Here is a 14814-nt window from a genome sequence, read left to right on the forward strand (position 1 = left end):
AGAGATGAAAGTTGGGTGCAAAAAAATCTAAATAATCCTGGCTGACTTGATGCACAAGACCCTTTATAAAACACGTGGATTAAACTGGCGCATCAGAAAAAGTGGTGTTCTCAAACGTGGAATTTGAATGGGTGGAATCAAGCCGCCAGACAAATCACAGCGGTGTAAACGTGCCTCTACAACCTTACCCAATCCCATTTCATGCAGTGGATCATTCTCTGTGCCTGTAAAGCGTAAATCCATCTCCACATGACGTACTTCAATAGGATGTTCTTTAGGGGTAAAACGGACCTCTCTTGGTAAGGTCAAGCCCAAACCACCTGTAATGTTACGGTGTGGCAATCCCAAAATAGGCGGTGCATCCTCAATAACATCGCCCAGTGTTGCATTCATTTCAATCAATACCGTTCCTCGACGAGAGGCTTTACTGGTAATGCGTGTGCCATCATTGTTCCAACTGATTTCGCCAGTTTTTTTAGGATAGCCGAGCAATTCACGCCCAATAATCATGGCGCGATCATCATCCAGAATCATCCACGGACAAAAAATGCCTGTTTTATTGCCCACCTGAATATGTACAAATAGGCCAGCCTCATGGTAGGTCCCTGTATATACATTCTCAGGGAAATAGGCACAAAACAGATCAGCCCTGGCTGGTTTTGCCAATTTCATGCCTGCTGGCAACCAGCGCACCATCTTCTTTTCATCCACCTCAAGTACAGCCGTTAGATAGTGCGCATTGTGATAAAGCTTATTGCCAAGGTTCGCCAAACCAATTGGGGTGCGCAAATCATAAATAAGTTGTCTCATGCTTTTAACCTTGAAAACACTTGTTTTAATATGGGTAGTAAAATGACTCTCGGTGTATATCGTCCTCCCAAGGTTTGTGCCTGTGCGACCAATCCTGGAATTACAATACGACGATTACATTCCATCCCCTGAATCGCTTCTTTGGCAACACGCTCTGCCGTTACCCACACAAAGTTGCCCCCCATACCATCAATTTTTGAGATACCTGCAACTTCATTGAAACCTGTTATGGTTGGACCTGGGGCCAACAAGGTACAGGTTACGCCTGTCCCATTCAGTTCACTGTGTAGTGATTCAGCAAATGAGTTTGCAAAAGCCTTTGTAGCTGCGTATGTCGCATTGGCTGGAGTTGGTTGATGACCTGATGTGGAACCTACAATTAAGATTGCTCCACTTTTACGCTGAATCATGTTAGGCAATACCGCTAAAGTCAGATCCTGTACCGCAACGACATTCACCTCCGTTTCTTCACGCTCCCGATCCGCATTTAGTTGGTGCAGCCGACCAAAGGTGGCAAAGCCAGCGTTATTACATAAAATAGAAATACTGATTTTTTCCAATTCCTTACGGAACCTGGTTCTTTCTTCACGATCTGCAAGATCACATGGACGTAGGCTGACTTCAACTTGATACTTTTCACTTAAGGTTGCAGCGAGAAGCTCCAGTTTATCGACACGCCGCGCAACCAAAATGAGTGAATAGCCGCGTGCCGCAAATTCTTTGGCAAGTGCTTCACCAATACCAGAAGATGCGCCAGTAATTACAACAGGAGATTCTTTTAACGGAGGTGGTAAACCCATCATCAATACTCATATCAACAGAATGATCTCAGTATTCAGGATGTAAAACTTGAGCGTGAGGTGGAGTTCAGACATACTACTAATCATTTTCGGCCAATATCATACAAAAATGAAAGATCCGTATGGGTTATCCAAAGCCAGTATTCCTATTTCCTATGCCCATTTATTATTGGAGATTATGGTTGAAAAGGGTTTTTCGGCATCCGAGATATTGCATCAAAGCAAAATACCTTTAACACTATTCAACCAGTTGGATGCCCGCATCACCCCCATACAATGGTCAAGACTGGCTTGGGTAAGTCTGACTTTGGCACAGGATTTGGGGTTGGGATATCAATATGGTTTAAAACTTCGGCTGACTGCCCATGGTCCAATGGGATATGCCTTAATGAGTAGTCCCTCATTGCGTTATGCGATTGAGCTGGCAACCCAATTTTTTAATATGCGGTTAAAAGATTATAAAATCGACTTTTATGAAGAAACACAGCGATCTATTATTGAAATAAAACAAACTCATCCTGTGATAAGCCAACATCATGAACAGGCAGAAACTCTAAGGCGCTTTTTCTATGAATGTTTGATGATAGGTGTTGTTCAAACTGCCCAATCCTTGGCTGAGCATGATTTTTCCAATGTCGAGCTGCAAGTTGACTGGCCTGAGCCACCCTATCATGAAAAATTTAGGCATCAATTGCCTAGGATTCTTTTTAATCAGGCCAAGAACCAGGTGTGCTATCCCTCTTCAATTATTGATTTACCCACTAAAATGGCAGATCAGACTGCTTTTCAGCAAGCTCTAGCCCAATGTGAAGCTGAACAAATTCGTTTCTCAGAACAAATTCAAGACATTATTTTAAGAGTGAAAACGGAATTGTTACTTGTACCACAAAAGGGTTATCCATCTTTGGAAACCGTTGCCCAACGGCTGCATATGTCAAGTCGTACGCTTAGAAGACATCTCAACCTAACTGGTGTTTCTTATTTGGCCCTATTGGATGAAATAAAATATCAAGAAGCGAAAAAACTGTTATTCAATAGTGATATGGAAATACAAGAGATTGCGCTTTACCTTGGCTATATCCAGCCTGCTAATTTTGCACGTGCCTTTAAAAAATGGAGTGGAATGACTCCAATTCAATTTCGTGAGAAAAAGCAAAAAATTTGAAATATATGTTTTTAGGACACTTGGGCAATATTTTCTATTACCCAAGGTATTCTGGTTTTATATTTGCCTGTTTAATATTCGTTCAAAACCACATTCAAAAAGGATATTGATTATTTAAAAGTTCATTGTCCAAGACAACTGCGCTGTACGTGGTGTACCAAGAAATAAGTAATCATCCCCAAAGAAGCTACCTGCATCACGCCAGTATTTTTTATTGAACACGTTGTCAACGTTGAATCGAAGCGTGTTTTCATAACCATAGGCACGGAAATTATAGGCTGCGCCTGCATCAAAGACAGTATAGGCTGGTACTTTTACCGTACCCGTTCTGTCAGCATATTTAGCACCGCTATACTGCATGCCTGCCAATAAACGTAATCCATCCATTTGTGGTACTTGATAAGACAGATGACTGGCAAAACGTACCGTTGGTACATTCTGAGTTTGATGGCCCTGATACTCAGGCACCTGTATATCACTTAATCGCGAACGGATCAGTGCTAAGGTAGAGCTTATATCCAGATGTTGACCTAAGCGCCCTTGCAAACCAAGTTCCAAACCAAGATTATGCTGTTCACCATCATTCACATAGTCGCTGGCAGAATTGGTATACTGATTGTCCTGTTTTAGGTCAAACAGTGCCGCCGTAAACAGTAATGTTTGCCACTGCTGCTTCATTCCCAATTCATACTGGGATGAATGCCTTGGTGCCAAGGTTGCAAATGCATTGTTGGCATACCAGGGTGCCTGCCCACCATCACTCAGGCCTTTGGCATAAGAGGCATATAAATGGGTATTTGTCCAAGGTTGATACATCAGGGCAAACTGGGGCAGAAAGCGATTAAAGCTGGTATCTCGGATATTATTGCGATCCGCATCATAGGCATTTTCATTTAAATGCAGCAGTTTCCCACCCACTAAGACTGACCAATCAGTATTAAAATCAATCTGGTCGAGTAGATTTAATGCTGTTTGCTGACTATCCAGTGATTTGTAGTGATGACCCAAAGCCGTATTGGATGGTGCATAGTCCACGCTATCCGTATAAATATTTCCTGTACCCACTAGCTCATTGATTGCGTCGTACTGTGCATGACGTTTATAGGTGTACGATAACTCTAAATTAAGGTGATGTTGCCAGGTCCCTGTGTTGAATTTACCGTTTAACCCTGTTTTAAATTGATTGGTCAGATAGCTGTCATCTGGGCTGCGGAAATCATAAATATCATAGTGACCATTTTGATCAAAGCTATTGCCCAAACCTGTGATCTGGCATTCATCACTGTAGCAACCCCAAGCAAATGCTGAATAATCATCAACCACGACACGGCTTTGTGAAGCACCCAAATTTACTGTCCAATCGTCATTGATCTGGTAATTATATTTTAAGCTGGCATTCAGGCTTTCATTGGTGACAGGTTTGCCCCAGCTTTGATAACCCAATAATCGATCCCATTCGACATTCGTTGGTACGGCTTTACCATCCAACAACTGATAACCTGGAACTCAACGCTGACGTTGGCGCTGCGACTCAATATCAAACTCTAGTTTTGAACGATCTGAAATTCTCCAGTCCAGAGCTAAAGAACCAAACAGGCGCTTACCATCAGCATGGTCAACATAGGGATGAATTTGTTCTGTAGCGAGATTTACCCTATAACCAAGCTGATGATTTTCACCGAGCAATCCACCGAGGTCGGTTGCCACACGATTGCCACCATGACTATCTGTTTCAACTGTAATGGACCGAACATCTTTCGGACGTTTGGTGACATAATTGACCACACCAGCAGGTGTTGACATCCCACTCTGGATTGCACTTATCCCTTTTAAAATCTCGACCTGTTCCTTGTTTTCCAGTGCCGCATTTTGCTCACCTCGCAACAGGTTGCCATTGAGCAAATAACTTGAACCTAGATTCAAGGCAAAGCCACGCATCATAAAGTTTGGGTAATAACCAATTGGTGCATAACCATCACCTACAGCAGCATCATTTTTAACAACATCGGTTAACGTTTTTGCATGTTGATCCGCTATGCGTTGTGCTGTGACTGTGCTGATGGATGCAGGAATTTCAGCAAGATTTTGTTGGGCGAAACCCGATAAATTCACCTTGGGTTGATCATAGATAGTTTGTGGTGTTTGCGCCGTTACTGTGATGGTTGCAAGCCGTGATATTTCATTCTTGTTTTCGGCATGTACCACTCCTGAGTTCAGGCCTAAACATGAAAATGAACCAACCGCCAGTAATGCCTTTTGTAAACGAGAAAATGGATACGTTTTCACAGTAATTGCACAACCCCAAAAGATAATTTTAAAACCTGAAATTTTCGGGCTTGAGTATTCACAATTTTGTTAAGTTGAACAAGCATTTCTAGGACATATTCAAGATTTTTTAATCATTATCTCAAGCTGTTTTTACACGTTAAGAAATATAGAAATAGGCAACCACAAATGTAATCAGTACATTCATTTCGATTAATTCAATACTTGCGCCAATGGTATCGCCCGTAACTCCGCCAATTCTTTTGATAAATAGTGAACGCAAATAAAAAAGTAACAGTAAAAAGCTAATAAGTACAGCTAAGCCATACCATTTGAATAGATAAAGCAATGATAATGTAATGACAAATACCATCCATGCAATAGTTTTTGGAAGAAAATCTGTCATTGAACGTCCCAAGCCTTTGTCTCGAACATAGGCTGTGGTCAAAAACAAAAATAAGGGAACACTACGCCCAAGCATAGGAACCAGAATCAAAAATGCATTCAAATGCTGTTCAATTAAAACGTAAAGTGCTGCAAATTTTAACAAACATACCATGATGAGGCTGAGCACACCAATTGGACCACATGCTGGGTCTTTCATAATCTTTAAGGTACGTTCTCGATCTCCAAAACCGCCTACCCATGCATCTGCGGTATCGGCAAGACCATCTAAATGTAGGCCACCAGTCAGCCAAATCCAGATGACCAAGACAATACTGGCTAACAGAATGGCGGGTAACTTGATCAGAGCAACAGATAATCCAAATAAAACCAACCCAATCAATAAACCAATCACGGGATAAAATAATAAGGATTGTGCATTTTGACTTGCTGTAGGGATTTGCTTTAATTGCACGGGAACAATGGTGAGAAATTGCAGGGCAATCCAAAATGGCAACATTACTCAACCCTTTCAAAAGCTAATTGTGCTGGTTGATGAGACAACCTAAAGGAATGTAATTGCCCAAGTTCAGCAGACATTTTGAGCAGGTCATCCAAACGCTGTTGTTGTGCCAAACAACTTAATAATTTAATCACACCGCCATGTGTCACTACCAATGCAGACTGATATTGATGTTGCTGCATATATTCAGCAATCTGCTGAAAACCATTTAAGACACGTTGATGAAACTCGGCTAAAGATTCCCCGTTTGGCGCATGATATTGGGTTGGAAATTGCCAGAAATTTGCCAATAACTCAGGTGATGTTTCATAGATGGTTTGAGTTGAAATGCCCTCCCAATCCCCAAAATTCATTTCCTGAATCTGTTCATTAATTAGTAATGGTCGTTGTAAATCATGTGCTAATTGTTCTGCAAATAATCGGCAACGTTGTAAGGATGAGCTAATAATCAAATCCCAGTTTTTTTCAGGATGATTTAAATTTTCCTGAACGGTCGCCTGCATCTGCAACCAGCCCTGTTCTGTCAGTTCGTCATCTAACCAGCCACGCAAGGTATGACCTAAAGTTGTCTCGCCGTGACGCAACAAGTCCAGCCGTAACCTAACCAACTTTATCACCTGAAACCGCCGCTTCTGCAAAGGTTGCCATTTGATTATGCAACGCACAGGCAAGCTGAAGCATGGATAGTGCTGCGCCTGCACCACTGCCTTCACCTAAACGCAGATTCATGTTTAAAATCGGTTGGGCATTTAAGTCTTTTAAAATACGTTGATGACCATACTCGGCTGATTGATGACCAAACAACATCCATTCCCTAACTTGGGGTTGAATACGAACCGCACATAAGGCAGCAACCGAGCTGATAAAACCATCAACAACGATTGGCAACCCCATTTGTGCGCAACGCAGATATGCTCCTGTCATGGCGGCAATTTCCAGCCCACCGACCGCTGCCAAAATTTTCAACGGATTATTGGTCACATCATTTTTATGTAATTTCACTGCCTGATCAATCACGTTAATCTTGTGTTGTAATTGCTCAGTATTAATCCCCGTGCCCACACCTGTAAGCTGTTGCGCTGATTCATCTAGCAGTAAACAGGCAAGTGCCGAAGCTGAACAGGTATTGCCTATGCCCATCTCACCCGCAATAAAAATATCAGCCCCTTTCGATTTTGCTAGGTCTACGCTGTTTTTACCCAATTGTAATGCGGCCTGACACTCTTGTTCAGTCATTGCAGCCTGTTTGGCAAAGTTTGCCGTACCTGCACGAATACAGTGGCGTTCAACGCCTGTATAATTGTAAGCATCACCCACCGTTCCACAATCAATCACCTGTAAATGGGCCTGATGATGCTTGGCAATCACACTGATCGCTGCACCACCTGATGCAAAATTTTGCAGCATTTGGCGGGTTACAGCTTGCGGATACGCCGAAATATTTTCTTCCACCACGCCATGATCACCTGCAAAAATGCTAATCCACGGTTTATTGATTTTTGGAAAAACCGTACCCTGTAAACTTGCCAAGGTAATTGCAATCTGTTCTAAATCACCCAGTGCACCTGTCGGTTTGGTCAGTTGTAATTGACGTTGCTCAGCCTGCAATTTTGCATCCAGATCAGGTTGCTTTACAGCTTTCATCCACCAATAAGCCTGCTCAGCCATATTATTTTTCACCTTTTAAAATCATTGGAAATCCTGCCACACAAAACACCACTTTATCCGCCAATTGACCTAATGCCTGATGTAAACGCCCTGCCTCATCTACAAAACATCGGCTGATTTCACCCATTGGCACAACACCAAGTCCTGTTTCATTACTCACTAAAACAATGTCTGATTTCAATTGAGGCAATACTTTCAGTAATTTTTCGGTTTGTTGCTGCTGTAATGCCGCATCTTCAGCCAATAATAAATTGGTCAGCCATAAGGTCAGGCAGTCTACCAAAATGAGTTGATTTTCCTGATCAAGTTGCAGCAATTGATCTGCCAGAAAAATTGTTTCTTCACAGAGTTGCCATCCCATTGGACGCTGTTGCTGATGATGTTGAATACGTTGCTGCATTTCCTCATCCAATGCCTGCGCCGTTGCGATATAGACAACCGCTAAACCACAGTCTTTAGCAATCTGTTCGGCCAGACGGCTTTTACCTGAACGTGCGCCACCTAAAATCAGTTGCAACATATTTAACCTAATTGAATTTGATGATAAGGATAAAGTAATCCTTGTAAAATCTGGGCTTTATAATAGCCGAAAGTGAGTTGGTTCACCTGAAATTTCATGTTTTTTAGTGGCAGTTTTTGAATACGTTGCAGAACTAAATCACTGGCCCAAGTATCACTATAAAGCCCCAATGTGATATGCGGACAATAATCAACTGCTGCAATCTCCGTTGAACTCTGTACAAGTTGCTTAGGGATTTTGCCTAGGATGTTGTTCTGATCATGGATATGCAGGAACAATGCACTGCTAAAGCTATCAATCTGGGTAATTTCCAGCTCAAAGGGCTTTAGCTGTAGTTGTTGAAGTAATTCAATCTGATGGTTTAAGGTCTTAATTTCAAAATCATCGTCAAAGTTAAGATGATGAGAAGTTAGAAAACCACAAACCAATAGTGTGATGTGATATTGGCGCTGGTTGGACTCGATCAGTAAATCTGAAAATTGTGCCCTGATACCATCTAAATAGCTGATGAGTTCAGGTTGGCAAATCTCAATATACCACACACCATAGTCAGAGCGTCCACGATGCCATTCAGGATAGTCTCGGATTTCAGTGGCGATCAGTTGACTGGATGATTGTAATAACACAACATTTAGAATGACTTTAAAGTTGTGCTATTCAAACATAATTTGCCAAAAAACTTAAGGCTGAATATTGAATTTAGACATATTCAGCCGAAGTCATCCAGGCTTTTTGAACATTGGAATAAAGTGGAGTTTTTTGAAGTTGTTGCTGAATTCCCTCATATAACAAGTTAAGCAAGGCCTGTTTCTGGGCATCTAAAATGTCCAGTTTTACAACATTTTCCTGTAGATGCTGCACGATTTCAATTTCATCCAATGCCAGTATAGTCAAGGCATATACATAACCCCCAATTGCACCTGTTAATAGGTTCCGATAAGGAAGCTGTTGCTGAATATGATTCTCAATACTGCCCAAAACCCGCTCATTCACATTCAGCTTGCATAAGGGATTTCTTGCAACACGTTCACAAGGGTCTTTATAAGCTGATCGACAAGAATTTAAAAAACTTTCCGCCATACGATCCAACTCTTTCGACTGGTTTGGCACAATACCTCCCAAACCTAGCTTAACCTCATCAACCAATTGAGTCATAAAGTTTTTAAGTTCTGAATCGGCTAAGGCAATACCGATGGTTTCATGTCCAGCTAGACTCGCCTGCCAAGCCAGCATGGCATGACAACCATTCCACAAACGGTTCTTGATGATCTGAATATCAGAAATATGATCAACCAAAATCATTTGGCGCATTTTGCTCAGCAACGGACTGCGATTTTCTACATAAATTGGCATATCCACTTCGCTATTGAACAAAATCAAGTCCATATTCTGTAAAAATTGCCCTGCCTGAAATTGTCCGCGCATATCCTCCAGACACACCGTGAGTTGCTGTTCCTGTTTTTCAGACAACACTGTTTCATCTGACAATTCTATGGTGTCCTGATTTAAATCATTCTGATACTGCTTAAATAAATGGTGCTTAATGTTCAACTGGCGATACAGTGCCTGATCGCTGAGCTTGGACACCATCCGATTAACCACGGTGTCACAGAAATAATGTTCACTTAAAATATGCTCAGCGATATCCTCATCCGTGATTTCAAGCAGTGCTTCACGAAGACATTTCAGAATCAGGAACTTGGCTCCAACCTTGTTCAACACGATCAGGAATGTAATTGGTTCATCGTTCTGTGTGTCCTGTGACATAAAACGTGTGAGTAAACCTTTGGCAATGATTTTTGCTTCAGATGCAATCGCCTGTTCAGGTAGACACAGTGCAATCAAACTGGATTGCATATACATATCCAACATCTGCTGTTCATTGTCAGCATTGATCACTGTTAGATTCTCAATCCGCTCATCGTAAGAACACTGGCCATAGCGGATGCTGTAGCTGGCAAAACTATTGACTGACTCAAGATATAAACGGTTTCGGGTCGATGCCAAAATTCGCTGTGGTCGGGTAAAACCATCCCAGTGAGATAAAATCTGGGCAATATATCCACCACCAATCGCGCCAAAACCATGAATCCCCACAATCAACTGGTTCAGGCTTTGTGGAAACGGTTCCTGTAGCTGTGGCATGCCCATTTCAGGAATATATTGATCCAAAGCATTCAGACACTCGTACATATCCTGATAATAAAACTTTGCCTTAGAGAGCATCTGATCATTGGGTTCTTTAATATCTTTAAATAACAGCGTAATACCACCTGCGTCACAGGCTGAACAAATTCCATTTTCAGAGTCTTCAAACATAAGGCATTGTTCAGGCTGTAAATTTAGTTTTTGTGCTGCCTGTATAAAAATTTCTGGATGTGGCTTGCCCCGTTCAACTTCATCACCACAGACCAATAGATCAAAAAATTTATAGACATTGGCGTTAATTAAATATTCTTCCGCAATTGCCCGACGGCTTGAAGTCGCCACAGCCATTCTTAAACCAGATTTTCTTAAGCGTTCCAGAACCTGCATCAACCCTTTCTTGACTGGAACACCATTTTGACGAATCAACTCAAGTTCCAAGGTATCGGCACGTTGACGAATCTCTTGATAGGAGATGTTGTCTCCATAATATTTTTTTGCAAGTTGTTCAGCAGTTTTGGCGCTTAAGCCCAGACACTGCATCAAATAATCATCTGAAAATTCCTGTCCAATGAGTTCCTGAGAGGCCTGTTTTAATGTCTGAAAGCGTAATCGCTCTGTATCAAACATTGTTCCATCCATATCAAAAATTGCCCCCTGGACAGGATAATCATGAAAAATCAGCATTGTTACTCCTTTGTTTTGTTATACGTTTTATAGGGTAACCAAAAAATAGGCTTAAAATTCAAATAGTAAATAAATGAAATAAATTTGAACAAAAAACAATCAAATGTGTTTTAATTTATACATAAATATCTATTTATTGATCAGAACAGTTGCATCATTCAAAAAAATATGATTCTTTTTTAATCATTCTAGCGTTAATTTATAGGAGAAAACTCTTCTATGATGGATTTTATTGATCATCTTATATCAACATTTTCAGTAATACCCAAGCATAAACAGCCCTAAAATTCTACCATTCCATATATCTACTGATCCAAAATATCTGAAAAAGTTGCGCCAAGCAGTTTTGCCAAATCTTGCGGGTCCAGACCTATATCCAATCCCCTTTTTCCGCCACTCACATAAATTTTGGTCAACACTTTCGCCGTTTCATCAATCACCGTTTTTAAACGTTTCTTCTGTCCCAATGGGCTGATTCCTCCCACCAGATAACCTGTCAAACGCTCCGCATCTTTTGGATTGGCCATCTGTAGTTTCTTGCATCCAACTGCTGTGGCAACTTTCTTTAAATTAAGTTGATGATTGACAGGTAAAATGGCAACGAAAAAGTTTTTTTCGTCAGTTACCAGTAAGGTTTTAAACACTTCCTCTACCTGAAGATTCAATTTTTCTGCCGCTTCAAGACCAAAGCTTTTAGCATTGCTATCATGTTCATACTCATGAATTGAAAATGGGATTTTATTCTTTTCTAATAACTTGCAAGCTGGTGTCATATTTTTCAGGTCAATTAAATCTGTGTTTAAAATGGGTGTAAGTGTAGCAAATTTGAATAGATAATTAAATTTTACTTAGGCTATTTTGATATAAATCCATATCTTGATAATTGGGCAATGAGCCTCATATATTCATTCAAGGTGAAATGCACAAGGCTCAAATCATTTATGAGTTACAAACATAATAATTTAATGGCAATGCGCCAGAATTATTGGGATGATGAATCTTCTACAATACAGGCTGAAAAGCAATTTCTGAGAGATATACTTATTGAAGAAGGTATTTTTAAGGATGCGACTTTAGACGATACCAAGTATTTTTTCTTCACCCTCCCCAGTATTATTATTGTCAAAGCCCATGCATTAGGCTTTCATCATAACCATGTGAAACGTATGCTCATCAAGCATATTCACACAAACAGAGTAGCTTTAATGCGAAAGTCATCATTAAAAATTCAGTTTAAGATTTAGGACAAATGTATATCAAAACCGATTTAAATATAAAAATCTTACTTAGGCTATTTTGATAATATTGATCTATTTCACAAATTTAGACTGATAATTCAAGCGATTGAACTATTTTAATACGTTCAAAAGTTGTAATATCCACTACAATTTAACTCTCGGCTTTCCTCCCCTCCGATTTCAGCATAGGATTTTTCTTTCATGTCAGATCAGAACGATAAGCTTAAGAACCTAAAAACCTCATCGGTGGATCGCCGCTTATCTATTGCAAAAGCCTCTTTACTTGCTGGAACACGTTGGGCAACTGCAAGTGCGACTTCCATTTTCTCCAGTGAAGAAGAAAAAGAGAAGAAACGTAAAAAAGCCATGGCTGAACAGGCACACTATTTAGTTTCTGAGATTGGGAAATTAAAAGGTTCAATCGTAAAGATTGGGCAAATGATGGCTTTATACGGCGAACATTTTCTTCCAGAAGAAATCACACAGGCGCTAAACACGCTAAATAACCAGACTGTTGCCCTCGCTTGGCCAGCAATTAAGGCACATTTGCAGGAACAGTTGGGTTCAAAACTAGATGAACTGACCATTGACCATGAACCTATCGGAACGGCCTCACTGGCTCAGGTACACCGCGCCACACGTAAATCAGATGGTTTGGAACTTGTCTTAAAGATTCAATACCCAGGTGTCGCTGAAGCAATTGACTCAGACATGAATCTTTTCAAAAACATGCTAAAACTCACCCGTATGGTGCCACAAACGCGTGAATTTGATCAGTGGTTTGATGAAGTCCGTGAAATGATGCATCGTGAAGTGGATTACGGGATTGAGGCAGCAACAACTCGCCGCTTTGCTGAACGCCTGAAAGATGACCCTCGCTATATCGTTCCTGAAATTGTCGATGAATTCTGCGCTGAAAAAGTGCTCTGCATGACATTTGAACGTGGTGTGCCTGTAAACAGCCCTGTGATGCTTTCTCTTCCACAGGAACGTCGTAACCAGCTTGGTGAAGCTTCTTTGGAAATTGCAGTACGAGAGCTGTTTGAATGGGGTGAAATGCAAACCGACCCAAACTTCGGTAATTACCTCGTTCGTTTGGGTAATGGCGATGATGTAAAGGACAAAATCGTTCTCCTCGACTTTGGTGCAATTCGCCAGTTTGATGACAATTTATTGACCGTCGCACGTAACCTGATCCATGCTGGTTATAACCATAACAAAGATGAAATGGTTAAAGCGATGACAGGGTACGAGTTTTTTGATGCAATGCCTGAAAGTATCAAACCAGGTATGGCGGATGTCTTCCTGATCGCAACAGAAGCTTTTAGCTGTCCAGCCAATAATCCAGATATGCCAGCAGGCGTTATGGATGAGCAGGATCGTTATGACTGGAAGAAAAGCCAACTGCATAGCCGTGTCATGCAGCAGGCTGCACAGTCTATGGCCTCTCGCTATTTCTCTGTTCCACCCAAGGAATTTATGTTCATTAGTCGTAAGTTTATTGGTGCCTATACATTTATGACAGTGATTGAAGCAAAGACCAATGTGCGTAAAATGATTCGTGAGTTTGCGTAAGCTACACCTTTGTATTGCAAATTATTCATATATGAATAATAATAGAACTGTAATAACGGAGATGTTATAAATAATCAGCCTAGAGCCATTGCGATAAATGCCGTTATGATCGTAAGCGTTCTGTAAGTTCGCCAATACTAGGTTACACACTTATCTTAAAGCCCATTTATTGGGCTTTTTGTCTTTTTGGGGTTTGGATGGTTGCAATCTATTTAGATGAAGTGGTGATTTAGGATGGACATTCACTGCACCTTATGGCAAAGGTGGTTGGTTCTAGTCGAATATTGACAATTGCCTGTGTACTCTGCCCTAAGGAAAAGACAAAACATCTCAATCGTATTGTGACAGGTTTTTATAAAGCCAGAAAACGTCCTTTTAGCAACGAGTTAAAATCCTACGATTTAAGCTCAAAAGAAAAGGAACAGTTCATCAAGCAACTCCTCAAGTTACATATTGATCATCCTGATATTAAGTTAATTTCAATCACTGTTAACAAGAAAAGAGTGAAAAGTAAACTCAGAAATGATCCAAACGCGCTATACAACTACATGGTTAAAACCATGCTGTTAGATCATTTATGCAGGTATAAACACATTGATTTTATGCCTGATTCCCGTTGTGAGAAAGTGAATGTTGGTTGGAATCTGGAAATATATCTAAAACAAATGCTCGCTGAATGTGCTCAGTTGAATGATATTGAAAATGAAAGCTTAAATATAAAGCCTTTTGACAGCCGAGCAACCAAAGAACTGCAATTCATAGATTTTTATGCAGGACTGATATGGAGTAAATATGAGTTTAAAGATACACGTATAGACCAGTATTTAGATATTGTCACGCCATCCAACGAATTACTATTTTTTGAATAATATTTATATTCAGCCAATTGACTTTGTCAGTTTGGTCAATTTTTTTAACGACTATTTTTTTAATATTTTTAAAAACAAATAAAAAACAAAAAGATAATTCGTTTAATCCCTCTATATTACCCTTTATCATTCTCAAATGAGCATGTCAAACAAGACATAGTTTTT

Annotated in this window: 13 protein-coding genes and 1 pseudogene; 4 read left to right on the forward strand and 10 right to left on the reverse strand. The window is 40.5% G+C overall.

The genetic code is table 11. The annotated features are described in order from the left end of the window. Nucleotides 1-63: 63 nt before the first annotated feature. Both QLH32_RS01855 and QLH32_RS01860 read right to left on the reverse strand, forming a co-directional pair. Complete coding sequence (locus QLH32_RS01855) at nucleotides 64-810, reverse strand: acetoacetate decarboxylase family protein (protein ID WP_283267813.1); 747 nt, start codon at nucleotides 808-810, stop codon at nucleotides 64-66. Continuing rightward, nucleotides 807-1610, reverse strand: a complete 804-nt coding sequence (locus QLH32_RS01860; protein ID WP_283269267.1) for an SDR family NAD(P)-dependent oxidoreductase — start codon at nucleotides 1608-1610, stop codon at nucleotides 807-809. The genes QLH32_RS01855 and QLH32_RS01860 overlap by 4 nt, the downstream gene beginning before the upstream one ends. A gap of 109 nt (nucleotides 1611-1719) precedes the next feature. Between QLH32_RS01860 and QLH32_RS01865 the strand changes: the two genes are divergently transcribed. After that, nucleotides 1720-2775 carry a helix-turn-helix domain-containing protein gene (locus QLH32_RS01865; RefSeq protein WP_283267814.1) on the forward strand — a complete coding sequence of 352 codons (1056 nt, stop codon included), beginning with the start codon at nucleotides 1720-1722 and terminating at the stop codon, nucleotides 2773-2775. Between the two features lie 114 nt (nucleotides 2776-2889). Here the strand turns inward: QLH32_RS01865 and QLH32_RS01870 are convergent. The 8 genes and pseudogenes from QLH32_RS01870 to ybaK form a co-directional block, all read right to left on the reverse strand. Beyond that, nucleotides 2890-5061 (reverse strand): annotated as a pseudogene (locus tag QLH32_RS01870) (TonB-dependent siderophore receptor). A 139-nt stretch (nucleotides 5062-5200) separates the two neighbouring features. Next, nucleotides 5201-5944 (reverse strand): adenosylcobinamide-GDP ribazoletransferase, encoded by a 744-nt coding sequence (locus tag QLH32_RS01875; protein ID WP_283267815.1) that lies wholly within the window; start codon nucleotides 5942-5944, stop codon nucleotides 5201-5203. After that, a complete protein-coding gene (locus tag QLH32_RS01880) occupies nucleotides 5944-6555 on the reverse strand; it encodes a histidine phosphatase family protein (protein WP_283267816.1) in 612 nt (203 codons plus the stop codon). Before QLH32_RS01880 ends, QLH32_RS01875 begins: the two co-directional genes overlap by 1 nt. After that, a complete protein-coding gene (gene cobT, locus QLH32_RS01885) occupies nucleotides 6548-7615 on the reverse strand; it encodes a nicotinate-nucleotide--dimethylbenzimidazole phosphoribosyltransferase (RefSeq protein ID WP_283269269.1) in 1068 nt (355 codons plus the stop codon). Before cobT ends, QLH32_RS01880 begins: the two co-directional genes overlap by 8 nt. Nucleotide 7616: 1 nt before the next feature. Then, nucleotides 7617-8135, reverse strand: coding sequence for a bifunctional adenosylcobinamide kinase/adenosylcobinamide-phosphate guanylyltransferase (cobU, locus tag QLH32_RS01890; RefSeq protein ID WP_283267818.1), 519 nt, complete (start codon nucleotides 8133-8135; stop codon nucleotides 7617-7619). A gap of 2 nt (nucleotides 8136-8137) precedes the next feature. Next, nucleotides 8138-8761 (reverse strand): 2'-5' RNA ligase family protein, encoded by a 624-nt coding sequence (locus QLH32_RS01895; RefSeq protein ID WP_283267820.1) that lies wholly within the window; start codon nucleotides 8759-8761, stop codon nucleotides 8138-8140. A gap of 73 nt (nucleotides 8762-8834) precedes the next feature. Next, nucleotides 8835-10967 (reverse strand): bifunctional mannitol-1-phosphate dehydrogenase/phosphatase, encoded by a 2133-nt coding sequence (gene mtlD / locus QLH32_RS01900; protein ID WP_283267821.1) that lies wholly within the window; start codon nucleotides 10965-10967, stop codon nucleotides 8835-8837. A gap of 305 nt (nucleotides 10968-11272) precedes the next feature. Beyond that, nucleotides 11273-11740: a Cys-tRNA(Pro) deacylase gene (ybaK, locus tag QLH32_RS01905; protein ID WP_267979443.1), complete on the reverse strand. Its 468-nt coding sequence runs from the start codon at nucleotides 11738-11740 to the stop codon at nucleotides 11273-11275. A 168-nt stretch (nucleotides 11741-11908) separates the two neighbouring features. Here ybaK and QLH32_RS01910 point away from each other — a divergent pair, with 168 nt between their 5' ends. The 3 genes from QLH32_RS01910 to QLH32_RS01920 all read left to right on the forward strand — a co-directional run bounded on the left by QLH32_RS01910 (nucleotide 11909) and on the right by QLH32_RS01920 (nucleotide 14649). Then, entirely contained in the window at nucleotides 11909-12211 is a 303-nt protein-coding gene (locus tag QLH32_RS01910) for a hypothetical protein (RefSeq protein WP_279959016.1), read from the forward strand. A gap of 195 nt (nucleotides 12212-12406) precedes the next feature. Next, nucleotides 12407-13780, forward strand: a complete 1374-nt coding sequence (locus QLH32_RS01915) for an ABC1 kinase family protein (RefSeq protein WP_283267822.1) — start codon at nucleotides 12407-12409, stop codon at nucleotides 13778-13780. A gap of 254 nt (nucleotides 13781-14034) precedes the next feature. Beyond that, nucleotides 14035-14649 (forward strand): hypothetical protein, encoded by a 615-nt coding sequence (locus tag QLH32_RS01920; protein WP_283267823.1) that lies wholly within the window; start codon nucleotides 14035-14037, stop codon nucleotides 14647-14649. Nucleotides 14650-14814: the final 165 nt, after the last annotated feature.

The sequence above is a fragment of the Acinetobacter corruptisaponis genome (genome assembly GCF_030053775.1).
In the GTDB taxonomy this organism is placed as follows: Bacteria; Pseudomonadota; Gammaproteobacteria; order Pseudomonadales; family Moraxellaceae; genus Acinetobacter; species Acinetobacter corruptisaponis.